We start from the raw sequence: 14,470 nt of genomic DNA on the forward strand, positions 1-14,470 counted from the left end.
TATCGCGTAACCCAGGGCAGTCCATGTCCGATCGTTGAAGCGCGATTTCAAAAAGCGGCAAGTTCTAGGCGGCGCTCGTAAGGGCGCCGCTTTTTTTAGGCGCGCAGGCTGCGGGGCGGGTCCCGGCATCGCAGCCTCGGCGGCCGGTCGGGCGCAGCTTGGTTGTGCCTTTGCAAGCCACCGCAATGCGCGCGGCCGCAGCGGACATCCGCATGGCGCAATGCGAACATCGCGGCCGGGCGGTGCGCTCGTACCGTCCCATCACCCGGGGAGACAACAGGATGTCGAAGCAGATTTCGATCGCCGTGGCGCTAGCCGCGGCGGCGGTGACAGCGCTCGCTTTCGCGGCCATGAAGGTGTCGCGCGAGGAGGCAGGAAATTCGGGACCGGTTGGCGGCGCTCCGCCACCGGGCTTGAGTACGGGCAGCGGCGGCGACGCCGTGCGCTACGTCGTGGTCTATCGCGAGGCGCCGCTGAGCGCCTATCGCGGTCAGTCGGGTTATCTGCCGGCAGCGGCGCGACAGCAGGCCGGCCCTGCCGGCCGCGGACGGTTGGACGTGCATGGCAATGGCGCACGCGCCTATCTGGATCACCTCGAGCGCCTGCAGGCGCAGCACGAGGCCGAGATCGGCCGTGCGCTCGGACGCCGCCTGCACGTCGAGCGGCGCCTGCGTCACGCGCTCAATGGCGCGGTAGTGCGCTTGAGCGCCGTCGAGGCTGCGCGCGTCGCGGAACACCCCGAAGTCTTGCTGGTCGAGCCGTATCGCGAATACGCCCAGGCCGGCGACACCGGACCGGCGTTGCTCGGCGCACCGGAGTTGTGGAATGCCGTCCCGACCTCGTTCCAGGGCGATGGCGTGGTGATCGGCATGATCGACTCGGGCATCAACTTCGGCAGCCCGTCGTTCGCCGGCGTGGATGCGGCGAATCATCAACACGTCAATCCGCTCGGCAGCGGCAATTATCTCGGTTCCTGCGCTCCCGGCGGCGTCGACCAAGGGCGCTGCAACGACAAGCTGATCGGCGGGTACGATTTCATCTGCGGCGCGCCGGGCAATTTTTGCGGCATCTCGACGGTGCGCGAAGAGCCCGGTTTCGGCGATAGCCAAGGCCACGGCACGCAGGTGGCATCGGTGGCCGCGGGCAATGCGCGCACGGTCCAGTACAAGGGCCGCGACGTCGCCATCTCCGGCGTGGCTCCGCACGCCAATCTGATCGCTTACGACGCCTGTTACAGCGCGGTCTCGACCGGGCAGGGCTATTGCCCGAGCGTGTCGGTCGTCGCGGCGGTCGACCAGGCCGTGGCCGACGGCATCGTCGACGTGCTCAACCTGTCGATCACCGGCGGTCTCGAACCTTGGGGCGAAGCGGTGTCCTTGGCGTTGCTCAACGCCACCGAAGCCGGCATCTATGTGGCGGTGCCGGCAGGCAACCTGGGCTCGGAGGCGGGCAAGGTCGAGCATCTCGAACCCTGGGTCGCGACGACCGCGGCCGCGCAGCATGGGCGCGGCGAGTTCGCTTCCTTGCTGCAGGTCACCGGGCCCGCACCGGTGCCGGCGGCGGTGCAGACGATCGTCCTGGGCGAAAGCAGTACCGGTGTAGCGCTGACTGCGGCGATAGACGCGAGCACGCCGTTGCGTGCGAGTCCGGGCATCAACACCGGGTCCGATGGTTGCAGTGCATTTCCAAGCGGGACGTTCCAGGGCGCGATTGCGATCATGCGCCGTGGCACCTGCACCTTCTCGATCAAGGTCAACAACGCCGCTGCCGCCGGTGCGGTCGCGGTGGTGATGGCGAACAACGTGCCGGGCACGTTCGCGCCGACCTATCCAGGCACGACCATCCCGGCCTTCCACGTTTCCGCCGCCGATGGCACGCAGTTGCGCGATTTCGCCATGGCCCAGGCCTCGGCGACCGCCGGCATCGGCTATCCGGCGACGCCGATCCCGAACACGCCCGACGTGTTGGCCGGCAGCAGCGGCCGCGGGCCGGCCGGCCGTTTCTCCGTGCTCAAGCCCGACCTGACCGCACCCGGCGTGCTGGTGCTGGCGGCGACGTCGGGCACGGCGATCAGCGGCAGCGAGTCCGCGGTCGCGTTGGCGAACGGCACGTCGATCGCGACCGCGCACAATGCCGGCGCGGCGGCGTTGCTGCGTCAGGCACGGCCGCAATGGAGCGCGGCCGAGCTCAAGTCGGCCTTGATGATGACCGCCAAGCCCGAGGTGTTCCTGCCCGACGAGTACACGCCCGGCAATGCGCATGCGATCGGTGCCGGCCGCATTCGCGTCGATCAGGCCTGGAGCGCCGGCCTGGTGCTCGACGAAACCGCGGCGAACTTCCGCGCGGCCAATCCGGCCAACGGCGGCGACCCGGCGAACTTGAACCTGGCGAGCCTGGCGCAGGCGAAGTGTCCCGACAGTTGCAGCTTCACCCGGGTTTTCCGCAATACCTCGGCGAACGCGCAGACCTGGAACCTGGTTCTGTATGGCTTTCCCGGCACGGTCGCGCCGACCCAGTTCACGCTGACGCCGGGCGCGAGCCAGGCGGTGCTCGTCACCATCGACAGCAGCGGCGTGCCGAAAGACAACTCGTGGCGTCACGGCCGTTTGGAACTGAGCTCTGGCAGCGGCAGTACTCAGGCCGTTCTGCGTTTGCCGATCGCGGTCGCGGTGCCGCCGCCGGCGATCGCGTTCAATCCGGCGCAGGTGTCGTTGAGCGTGGCCGCGGGCAGCAACGCGACCGTGCCGTTCCGTGTCGAAAATCGTGGCGGCTCGTCCTTGCTGTATCAGTTCCAACTCGGTGGCACCGCACTGCGCACGCTGGTGGACACCAGCGCCTCGCCTATCGCGTATGGAGACGTGAGCACGATCTTCACCGATCCCAACCTCAATCCGCCGGCGGCCTTCGCCGCCGAGGATTTCACCCTCACCGAAACCACACGCATCGGCACAGTGCTCGTGCGAGGCGCGAATAGCGGCGGCTCGCCGTTGGCGAACGTGGCCATGATGTTGGGGTGGAGCGTGTATCCGGATTTCAACGGCAACCCATCCGGACACCCGATGACGGTGGGCAATCCACCGGCGGTCTGGAATTTCTCCACCGCTTCGATGACCGCGCCCGGTCTGCGTCTCAAGGGGGGCGATATCGGCTTGGATCTCGCTGCGGCCAATCAGACGCTCGACTTGGCGCCTGGACGGTATTGGTTAGTGCCTTACGTGCGCACGGCGCAAGCCACGCAGTGGATCTGGCTGCAATCGAACTCGGCCGGCAGCAACGGCTATCGCGCCATGCGTCTGGGTTTCTATAACTGGAGAAATGGCTTGCCCGGGCCCGGCGGGACCGGACTGGCCTGGAGCGTCGAGACGCGGCATACCTGCGGAGCGAGCTGGATACTCACCAACTTGGGCAGCGGCCAAGTCGGAATCGGCAATGGCGACGACCACGACGTCACCGTCGTCAGCAACGGTCTCGCCCCTGGGCACTACGTCGGTTATGTCTGCGTCTCCAGCGACGATCCCGAGCGCCCCAACTCGGCCTTGCGCGTGGAGTTGACCGTGACGCCCTGAGGCCGCACCGCAGCGCGCCTCACTCGCGGCTCGTGCTGCGATGCAAGGTGAATACCGCGACTCTGCCGCGGCGCAACAAAACGACGGCGCCCCACCGGGCGCCGTCGTCGTTAGCGGCAACCTCGCCGAGGGCTCGCAGGTTCGCTCGGCCTCGCTGCCATCGCTGGCCGGCATCGGCCGCACGTCCGCGCCTGCCCCGGAACTGAGGTTTCAGCACTGCAACATGCCGAAAAAGCATCTGTGGGCGCATCGAAAATGTGTTACTCATCACGCCGCAACGTTCGAGCCTCCAGCAGGCTGCTGGCTTGGGAGGGGAGGCAACGCCTCGTTGCGTTTGCGGTAGTTCCGGCGCTTGGAAGGGCGCTGGGGGGCTGCGGGCACGGAGCAGGGCCGCCGTTCGTCGCCGACGATCTTTACCTTCCTGAATTCGAACCGCGACATGCCTGAGGGGGCAGGCGTGGGGCGGTTTCTTCGCGAACGGACGAGGAGATCTCTCATGCCAACTGCACTGAACCGATTGACGATCGCCATCAGCCTGGTCGGGCTGGCGGCGCTCGCGGGGGCCGCGATCCGCGGTCTCTCGAACGACAGCCCGGCCGATGCCGGCGCGATCGGCGGCGCACCATCGCCGAATCGTATCCATAACGGCCTGGAAACCCAGACCAGCCGTTACATCGTGTTGTACAAGGAAGCACCGCTCAGCACCTACCACGGCGAAGTCGCGGGCCTGCCCGCGCCGCAACGCCTGGCCGGCGCGCAGAACGCGAACAGCGCTGCCGCCAACAGCGCGGACGGCAATCGCATCGACGTACAGAGCGCGCAAGCGCGCAGCTACGTACGCCATCTCGACACCGTGCAGCGCGATCACGAGCGCGGCATCAGTTCGTTGATCGGTCGTCCGCTGGCGATCGAGCGCCGCATGCATCACGCCGTCAACGGCGTGGTCACCCGCATGACCCAGAACGAAGCCGCGCGCATCGCCAAGTTGCCCGGCGTCGAACTGGTCGAGGAATACCGCGAGTATCCGCTGGCGACCGACGTCGGCCCGCAGCTGATCGGCGCGCCGGCGTTGTGGAACGCCAGCCCGACTCAGTTCCGCGGCGAAGGCGTGGTGGTCGGCGTGCTCGATACCGGCATCAACTTCGGCAGCCCGGCGTTCGCCGCGGTCGACGATACCGGCTATCAGCACATCAATCCCAACGGCAGCGGCAACTACCTCGGCACCTGTGCCCCCGGCGGCGTCGACGAAGGCCGTTGCAACGACAAGTTGATCGGCGGTTACGACTTCGTCTGCGGGCCGCCCGGCAACACCTGCGGCGTTGCGGGCCTGCGCGAAGAGCCCGGTTTCGGCGACACCAACAGCCACGGCAGCCACACCGCGTCGACCGCGGCCGGCAACGCCTGGACTGCGAATTACAAGGGCCGCAACATCCGCATTTCCGGCGTCGCGCCGCACGCCAACATCATCGCCTACGACATCTGCTACACGATCATCGCGACCAACCAAGGCCAATGCCCCAACACCTCGGCGGTGGCCGCGGTCGACCAGGCGATCGCCGACGGCGTCGACGTGATCAATTACTCGATCGGCGGCGGCGCCTCGCCGTGGGGCGAAGCGGTGTCGCTGGCCTTCCTCAACGCGGCCGATGCCGGCATCTACATTGCCACCTCGGCCGGCAACAGCGGCCCCGGCCCGAACACGCTGGGCCACCAGGAACCGTGGACCTCGACGACCGCCGCTTCCCAGCACGGCCGCGGCACCTTCGCCTATCTGCTGCAGGTGACCGGCCCCGGCGCCGTGCCGCCGGCGTTGCAGGCGGTGGTATTGACCGAAGGCTCGTCCGGCGCGGCGTTCACCACCTCGTTGCCGCCGACCACGCCGGTCCGCGTCAGCGCCGGCATCGACACCGCCGCCGACGGTTGCGCCGCGTTCCCGGCCGCCACCTTCCAGAATGCGGTCGCGGTGGTGCGTCGCGGCACCTGCAACTTCACGGTCAAGGTCAACAACGCAGCCGCCGCGGGTGCGGTCGCGGTGGTGATCGCCAACAACCAGCCGGGCGCCACCTCGCCCAGCGTCCCGGGCACGACGATCCCGACCTTCCTCGCCGCGCAGACCGACAGCGATGCCTTGCGCAATTTCGCCACCGGCAACGGCAATACGACGACCGGTGGGATCAACTTCCCGCCGACGCCGATTCCGAATACGCCCGACGTGCTCGCAGGTTTCAGCTCGCGCGGACCGACCGACGGCCTGGATCTGATCAAGCCCGACGTCACCGCACCCGGCGTCAACATACTCGCGGTGATTTCCGGCACCACCCTGACCGGCAGCGAGAACATCGTCGGCCTGCTCAGCGGCACCTCGATGGCCTCGCCGCATCAGGCCGGCGCCGCCGCGCTGTTGCGCCAGGCCAAGCCGGACTGGACCTCGCACGAGATCAAGTCGGCCTTGATGATGACCTCGAAGGAAGAGGTCTTCAAAGAAGACGAAGTCACCCCGGCCGACGCCTTCGCCAAGGGAGCGGGCCGCATCCAGGTCGATCGCGCCTTGCGCTCGGGCCTGGTGCTCAACGAGACGACGGCGAACTTCCTGGCAGCCGATCCGGCCACCGGCGGCGACGTCTCCAAGCTCAACCTGGCCAGCCTGGACAAGCGCGAGTGCTATGGCTCGTGCACGTTCAAGCGCGTCTTCCGCCATGCCCAGGGCAAGCCGGAGTTGTGGCTGGCGCAGGTCAAGGGGCTCGACGGCATCGCCTTCCCGCCGGTGTTCCTGTCCGCGCCCGGGCAGAGCACGACAGTGCATGTGATCGTGCTGAGCAAGGGCTTCGCCAAGGACGGAAGCTGGCACTTCGGTCAGCTCGACCTCAAGCCGCTGTTGACCCGCGCATCGCCCGATCTGCATCTGCCGATCGCGGTCGCGGTGCAGCCGCCGGCGATCGCGCTGAGCCCGGAACAAGTGTCGCTGAGCCTGAGGGCCGGCAGCCGCGGTTTCGCCGACTTCAGCATCGGCAACACCAGCGCCTCGCCGCTGGAGTTCCAGGTCGACAACACCGGTTCGGCATCGCGCACCGTCGTCAACGCCAGCAGCGAAGGCGTCGCCAGCGGCTTCCGCAGCACGATCTACACCGACCCGGCCTCGGCCGGCGGTCTGCCGGCGCAGTTCTCCAGCGACGATTTCACCCTGACCGACACCACTCGCCTGTCCAAGCTGTTCTCGGAGGGCTTCGTGTCCAGCGGTGCGTCCCTGGCGAGCACGGCGACCAACATCAGCTGGAGCGTGTATGCCGACAACGGCGGTAATCCCAGCAGCAACCCGTTGGCCGGCAGTGCGGTGTGGAGCTACACCTCCGCGCCGAACGGCACGGGCGTGACCCTGGACGGCGCCAACATCGCGCTGGACCTGGTCGCGGCCGGGCAGAACGTCGAACTCGCTCCGGGCCGCTACTGGCTGGTGGTGAATGCGCGTACCAGCTTCGCCAACCGCTGGGTCTGGTTCGCCTCCAACAGCGGCGACAGCCAGTTCCGCACCATCGCGCCGAACGCGAGCGGTGTCGGCACCTGGTTGGCCGGTGCCGGTTTCGCCGGGCTGGCCTACGACATCCAGGGCCTGAGCGCTTGCGGTGCGCCGTGGATCGGTGCGCCGACCCGCGCCTTCGGCACCGTGCCGGGACACGGCACGATCGCCAATCGCGTGCGCATCAACACCGCCGGCCTCGCGCCGGGCGGACACGTGGGTTATGTCTGCGTGGCCAGCGACGATCCGGTGCGGCCGAAGGTGGCGTTGCGGGTGGCCTTGACCGTCACTCCGTAACCATCGCAGGCTGAAGCGTCATCCAGACCGGGCCCGTTCGCGGGCCCGGTTTTTTTGTGCCTGCGTGGCGGCGAGGATGCCTGCGATGTGGTCGTGCATCGATCGATGATTATCGATCGGCCGCTTCTGTTTTCTCGCCTTCGTCAGCTATCGACTGCCGACCGTTGAGCGCCGATAGATGTGCCATCTGCGCATTCATATTCAACGAATTCATCGTCTGTTTCCTGCCGTATTTCGAAGGCTTGCAAAGCACATTTCATACGAAGAAAGATTGCGACGGGAAGCGGACAAGGTTGCCCGCATCGAAGGTTTCAGCTGCAACGGCTGACTGGCACGGATGAACCATGAGAACTTCAAACGGAACTACCGATCGCAATCAATGGTTGCGGCGCGCCTTGGCCTGGATGGCGTTTTTCGGACTGGCGCTGGCGCTCGGTTCGGTACGGGCCCAAGGAACCGATTGGCCTAACGAATACGCCAAGCGGGTTCGTTCTACCGAGAACGTGTCGCCGCTGGGCGACGAAGCGTTCGGCGACAAGGTCAGCCTCTTCAACGGCACCGTCCGCTTCAGCCACGATCTGGTCGCTGTGCCCGGAAACAGCGGGTTGCGCGTGGCGCTGGGTATTTTCTACGACCCGCACGACATCGCCCAGGGACAGCTCAATGGCAACTGGGACCTCGACATCCCTTATGTCGGCGCTGTCCACGAGAGCAAGAGCTCTCAGCAGAATGGCTGGGTGCCGGTACCCGCGAACGTCAACAACGGCTATGTCGAGTTCGACCGCTCGATGTTCTGGAGCGGCAACCGGCTCACCATCGATGGCGGCGGCGGTGGGGACTTGCTGAGCATCCCGGCGGACCCGAAGCGCGTCAAACCGGTGAATTCGATCAACTACACCTATGCCACCAAGGACGGGTGGTTCTTCTCCGAATTGCCCAGCGTGCAGAACGGTCCCGGCAAGGGACTGATCGGCTATGCGCCGGACGGCACGAAATACACCTTCGACTGGTTGGTCTATCGGCGTTATTCGTCGATCACCCATCCGTGGGGCTACAACGTTCCCAACGCACTGCTCCATCGATACAAGCTCAAGCTCTACGTCAGCAAGATCGAAGACCGCTTCGGTAACTGGGTCAAGTACGAATGGGAGCTCGATCATCCCAAGCGTATCTATGCCAGCGACGGTCGCGAGATCAGCATGACCTATACGGACCCGGCGCCGTATTTATTCACCGGGAACTTCCAGACCAATATCCTCACCGCGACCGTGAACGGCCGGCGTTGGACGTTCACCTATCCCTATGGCTATGGCGGCAACGTCCAGAACCCGGATGGGACCGAATGGAAGTACGACGGGCCGGCGCAGTTCAATACGCATCGCCTGGACGTGGCCGAGTATCTGTTGAACCCGGATACCAATCAGACCTACCCGAAGAAGAACGTTCCGTGCTCGCCCGGGGCTATCTTGAAAGATACGACTTCGCGAGCCAGGATCACTCATCCGTCGGGTGCGGTAGCGGAGTACGTTTTCAAAGGCATGCGGCACGGCCGGACCAGTGTTCCCTACCTGTGCGAGACCGGAAACGACGAAGGAAACAGCCAGCGCAATCGTTACTCCACCCATCACGACACCTGGTCGCTGGTCGAGAAACATATTTCCGGCCCCGGTGTTGCCGAGCAGGTCTATACCTATTCTTATGACGGCTTGGGCGAGGGCTACGAGACCCAGGACGAATCGCGCTGGGACATCGGGCCGGGTTGGAACGCCAAGTACGCACCGTCGGCGCCGAACTACAAGACGGTGACGGTGACAGAGCCGGATGGTACGCAGAACGTACACACCTTCGGCCGCGACCGGGACATCAACGAAGGGCAGCTGTTCACCGTCGTCACCCGCAAAGCCGGGGTGATCTACAAGGTCGTCCAGAACAATTACCTTTCCGACGCAGAGGCGGCGAGTCAGCCGTTTCCCGACTGGATGGGCTCGAACGGCGACGAGTACTCCGACCGGCTTCCCAATGCCAATCGACCCTTGAAGTCGGTTGTAACCACGCAGGACGGCGCCACCTTCAGTCGCAGCTTCAACAGCTTCGATGCCTTGGTCCGTCCCCTCAGCGTTAGCAAGTGGGCTTCCGGCACCTTGAGCGACCGCAGCCGCAGCGATACGACCGCGTATCACGATGATCTGGCGCTATGGGTGCTCGGTCAGGTCAAGAGCGAGAGCAACGCCGACACCGGCTGGGTGATGTCGGAGACGCGCTATAACGACAACGCCCAAGCGATTCAAAGACTGACCTTCGGCCGGCTGGTCGAAAGCTATGCCTATCATGCGGACGGAACGCTGGCCGAGGTCAGGGACGGGCGCAGCAACGCGGTCTCTTTGAGCGGCTGGAAGCGGGGACTGCCGCAATCGATCCAATATCCCGACCAGACCAGCGAATCCGCGGTGGTCGACGATAACGGCTGGATCAGCTCGGTTACCGACGAGAACGCGTTCACTACCGCCTATTCCTACGACCCAGGGGGGCGGCTGACATCGATCACCTATCCGGGTGCGGACTCGAACGCCTGGTACCCCACCAACATCACCTTGTCGCGCCGGGATATGGCCGAGTACGGTCTGCCGCCCGGCCATTGGATGCAGAGTACCGTCACCGGGAATCGGGCGAAGAACGTCTTTCTCGATGCGCTATGGCGGCCGGTACTGACCCATGAATGGGACGGCGCCGATCTGTTCGGCACCATACGCATGACCGCGGCGCGCTACGACGAGAAGGGGCGGCCGACTTTCACGAGCTACCCGGGACTGGACTGGGGAGCCGGGCCCGCGCAGGGCACGCACACCGAATACGACGCCCTCGGGCGCGTCGTGCTGATCAAGCAGGACAGCGAGCTCGGTCAGTTGACCACCCGTACCGAGTATCTGGCCCAGTTGACGACGCGCACGACCAATCCGCGCCAGCAACAGACCGTCACGCTGTTCCAGGCGTACGACCAGCCTGCCTACGACGTGCCGGTCGGTGTCGTGCAAGGCGAGGGGATCGCCACCGAACTTCATCGCGATCTGTTCGGCGCGATCGATAGCATCAAACGCAGGAACTCGGACGGAAGCGTGCAGGCGGTTCGCCAGTACGTGTACGACGACCGCAAGCGCCTGTGCAAATCGATCGAGCCGGAAACCGGCGCCACCGTCGTGGACTACGACGCCGCCAACAATGTGGCCTGGTCGGCGGCCGGCGTGGCGGCGCCTGCGACGAACAGCTGCAACCGCGACGAGGCTCTGGCCTCCGGCCGGGCCGTCACTCGCAGCTACGACAGCCGCAACCGCGTCAAGACCCTCGCATTCCCGGACGGCCGCGGCAATCAGTGGTGGGACTACTACCCGGATGGCCAGGTGAGGCAGATCGTCACCAACAACAGCAGCGGCGCGGCTTCGGTCACCAATAGCTACGAGTACAACAAGCGCCGCTTCTTGACCCGCGAACGCTTGCAATTCGACGGCATCGATTGGGCCATCGGTCTGGCGTACAGCAACGAGGGCAATCTGGATTCGCACACCTATCCCAATGGGCAGACGGTCGCCTACGCCGTCAATGCCTTGGGGCAGCCAAAACAGGCCGGAACCTACGCAACGGGCGTGACTTACTTCGCCAATGGCGGCATGTCTCGCTTCACGTACGGCAACGGGATCGTCCACACGCTGGAGCAGAACCTTCGAGGGCTTGCCGAGCGCAGTCGCGACGCCGGCAACGCCGTCGTCCACGACGACAGTTACGACTACGACGCCAACGGCAATGTGGCCGCCATCAGCGACGGTTTGCCGGGCGCCCGAGGCAACCGCAGCATGACCTACGATGGCGTGGATCGGCTGACCGCAGCGAGCTCGGCCATGTTCGGCTCGGCCAGCTATGGATACGATGTGTTGGACAACCTGCGCACGGTCGACGTCGCGGGGCGCAGTCATACCTATTACTACGATGGCTCCAATCACCTGACCAACGTCAAGCTGACCAGCACCGGTCAATCCGTGATCGGGCTGGGCTACGACGTCCAAGGCAATCTGGATAACAAGAACGGCCAGCAGTTCAAGTTCGATTTCGGCAATCGTTTGCGCGAAGCCGTCGGTGCCGAGACGTATCGTTACGACGGCCATGGCAGGCGGGTACTGGCGACCAGTCCCACCTTGGGCGGCATCGTCTCGATGTACGGCCAGGATGGCGTGCTGCGTTACCAGCGCGACTTCCGCAAAGAGAAGGACATCGCCTACATTCAGCTCAACGGCAGCCTGGTCGCTCGTGCCAGCACCCCGGTCGCACCCGACGTGCCTGTGTTGATGGCGCCGAGTTTCGTCGCGCAGAGCAATTTCGAGGTGAGCTGGAGCCTGACCTCGGCCCAGGGCAGTTACGAGCTTCAAGAGCAAGCCAACGGCGGGTCCTGGCAAGGGATCTATAGCGGCGCGGACCGCAGCCGGACGCTGTCCGGGCGAGCCGACGGCAGCTATGGTTATCGGGTCCGGGCCTGCAACGCGGTGGGCTGTGGTGGTTGGAGTGCGGTCGCGACCGTCGTACTGCAACGTCCGCCATCTTCGGCGCCGACCTTGTCCGCGCCGGGCACCGCGCTCAACGGCCAATACAGCGTCGGTTGGAGCAGCGTCGGAGGCGCCACCGATTACATACTGGAAGAAAGCGCGGACGTCGGGTCATGGACCACCGCCTACAGCGGTACCGGGCTATCGAAGGCGTTCGCCGGCAAGGCGGCGGGCAGCTACCGCTATCGAGCGAAAGGCTGCAATCCCACCGGATGCGGGCCGTACTCGGCCGAAAGTGCGGTCCAGGTCGTCTATCCACCAGCCACGGCACCCTCGATCTCGGCGCCGGCGCAGAGCAACCAAGGCAGCTTCAATGTCAGCTGGAGCAGCGTCGCGGGTGCTGGCAACTATCAGCTGGAGCAGAACGCGCTGGGGCAGGGGTGGGCGCTGATCCAGGACGGCGCAGCGACCAGTCGCACTGTCTACGGCGGTTCCACCGGCACCTATTCGTACCGAGTGCGCGCCTGCAATGCCGCGGGCTGCGGCCCCACGTCCGGCGATGCCAACGTTTACGTCATCGGCCCGCCGACGGCCGCGCCGGGGATCAGCGTTCCGGCCAGTAGCAACAACGGCACCTTCTGGGTCGGCTGGAACGGCGTCGACACGGCAACGACCTACCAGCTCGAAGAGAGCGCTGGCGGTGGTACCTGGACCCTGATCTATCAGGAGAACACCGGCGGCGCGACGATCTGGGGGCGGCCGGATGGCACCCGCGGCTACCGCGTGCGCGGATGCAACGCTGCCGGCTGCGGCCCGTACTCCCAGCCCGGATTCATCAGCATCGACCATCCGCCGGGCACGCCGGCGATCAGCTTGGCGGATTGGCTGCGCAATACGCTGCGCGGCAAGATCGTGATGGATACCTGCACGATCCGTTGGGGGGCAGTGGCCAAGGCCAGCAGCTACCAACTTCAGTCCACCGATACCGGCGCGGTGTTGTATAGCGGAGCGGCCACTCAAATCCAGTCCAGTTCCAGCGGCCAGTACTGTGCCTACAACTACGCCGTCCGCGCCTGCGGCTCCGGTGGCTGCTCGGCCTGGTCGAGTCCGCCATACCCGGCAACGCGCCGAACCGAAGCCATGGACTGAACGGAGAGCGATGACATGAAATGGATCTCGAACCTCGTCGCAGCGGCCTTGCTGAGCTTCGCCTCGCTTGGGGTGCAAGCGGAAACCGTAGTCGAATACATCCATACGGATGCGCTCGGCAGCCCGGTGGCCGTGACGGACGTTAATCAGAATGTTGTTGAGCGCAGCGAGTACGAGCCGTATGGGGTGCTGCTGAATCGACCGATGCAGGATGGTCCAGGCTACACCGGCCACGTCAGCGATGCAGCGACCGGCTTGTCGTATATGCAGCAGCGATACTACGACCCAAGTATCGGAGTGTTTCTCTCGACAGACCCTGTAACCGTAAACTCCGTAACTGCTTGGAATTTCTGCCGTTATTGCTATGCCGGAAATAATCCATACAAGTTCAGAGATGCGGATGGCAGAATCATTGTGCTGGCAGAGGTCGCTGTTCCTGCAGCGATAGTGGGGGCGGCTATCGTTTTCACATGGCAAGCTAGCACTACGCCAGAGCAAAAGGAGCAACAGGCAAGGGCGGTTGTTCAATTCATCCGGAATCTAACTCAGAGGAATGAATCGTCAGAGACCAAACCCGAGCCAGGCACGGCAGAGAGTGATGAAGGCTGTATCTACTGTGTCGATGGGCAGAAGACTAGGTCAGGAAAGCCATACGTAGGCTCAGCCGATGACCTTGAAAAACGGGCAAAGACGGCTAAGGACGGTCGTGACCGCTCTGGAGCGGAAAAAATAGGCTCGTATCCAAAAGGCGATCGGACCAGACGGCAAGATGCCGAGCAGAAGGGGATGAACGAGCGAGGCGGAAAGGAAGCTCTAGACAATCGTCGGGATGAAGTGGCTGCTGGAAAATGGGATGATCGAGGCATACCGCACATTAGAGATCCGGGGAAAAACAATGAATGAGCAGCCTATTCCGCCTGTTGCGCTTGAAGATAGTGATTCAGTTGAGATGCTGCGCGTATGGATCGCAAAAAAAGGGCTTCATTGCTCGATGAAGGTTGGAATGTATGAAGAGACCATGTCTATACCTGAAGAAAAAGCATGGGGCATGATTCTCGCTGATATAGCCCGCCATTTGGCTGATGCATTGGAAGTAGGCTACGGGAGAAGCCATGACGTTGCGCTCCTCGCTATATGTAAACGTTTCAATGAGGAGATGGCGAAGCCCACGACAAAAGTAAAAGGAGATTTCTTGGCTAAGCATTGATGTCTTGGTGCTTAACTCGGCTGTGCACGTGCGATGTGGGGTTAGCCCTAAAGCGCGTGCCCAAGAACTGAATGCGTGAGATGTCATAGTGCTCAGGGCAGAGTTGTCCGCACCAAGGACGCGCCCCATTGAGGCATGAGCGAAGGCCTTGGGGTCGATTGGATTCCATCGACGAATGCATGGGGCCAAGTTAAGTGGGATGGCCCAA

The 14,470-nt window shown here is 64.4% G+C and carries 5 protein-coding genes; all 5 read left to right on the forward strand.

Annotated features, from left to right (window positions below):
* Window positions 1-281: 281 nt before the first annotated feature.
* The 5 genes from LC490_RS13710 to LC490_RS13730 all read left to right on the forward strand — a co-directional run bounded on the left by LC490_RS13710 (window position 282) and on the right by LC490_RS13730 (window position 14,262).
* Complete coding sequence (locus tag LC490_RS13710) at window positions 282-3,566, forward strand: S8 family serine peptidase (protein WP_223620512.1); 3,285 nt, start codon at window positions 282-284, stop codon at window positions 3,564-3,566.
* A 496-nt stretch (window positions 3,567-4,062) separates the two neighbouring features.
* Complete coding sequence (locus tag LC490_RS13715; RefSeq protein WP_223620513.1) at window positions 4,063-7,377, forward strand: S8 family serine peptidase; 3,315 nt, start codon at window positions 4,063-4,065, stop codon at window positions 7,375-7,377.
* Between the two features lie 344 nt (window positions 7,378-7,721).
* On the forward strand, window positions 7,722-13,055 hold the full coding sequence (locus LC490_RS13720; protein ID WP_223620514.1) for an RHS repeat domain-containing protein: 5,334 nt from the start codon (window positions 7,722-7,724) through the stop codon (window positions 13,053-13,055).
* Window positions 13,056-13,070: 15 nt separating this feature from the next.
* Entirely contained in the window at window positions 13,071-13,958 is an 888-nt protein-coding gene (locus LC490_RS13725; RefSeq protein ID WP_223620515.1) for an RHS repeat-associated core domain-containing protein, read from the forward strand.
* Window positions 13,951-14,262, forward strand: coding sequence for a DUF5076 domain-containing protein (locus tag LC490_RS13730; RefSeq protein ID WP_223620516.1), 312 nt, complete (start codon window positions 13,951-13,953; stop codon window positions 14,260-14,262). Before LC490_RS13725 ends, LC490_RS13730 begins: the two co-directional genes overlap by 8 nt.
* The last annotated feature ends 208 nt before the right edge of the window (window positions 14,263-14,470 follow it).

It is taken from the genome of Lysobacter sp. ESA13C (assembly GCF_019970005.1).
Taxonomy (GTDB): Bacteria; Pseudomonadota; Gammaproteobacteria; order Xanthomonadales; family Xanthomonadaceae; genus Lysobacter; species Lysobacter antibioticus_B.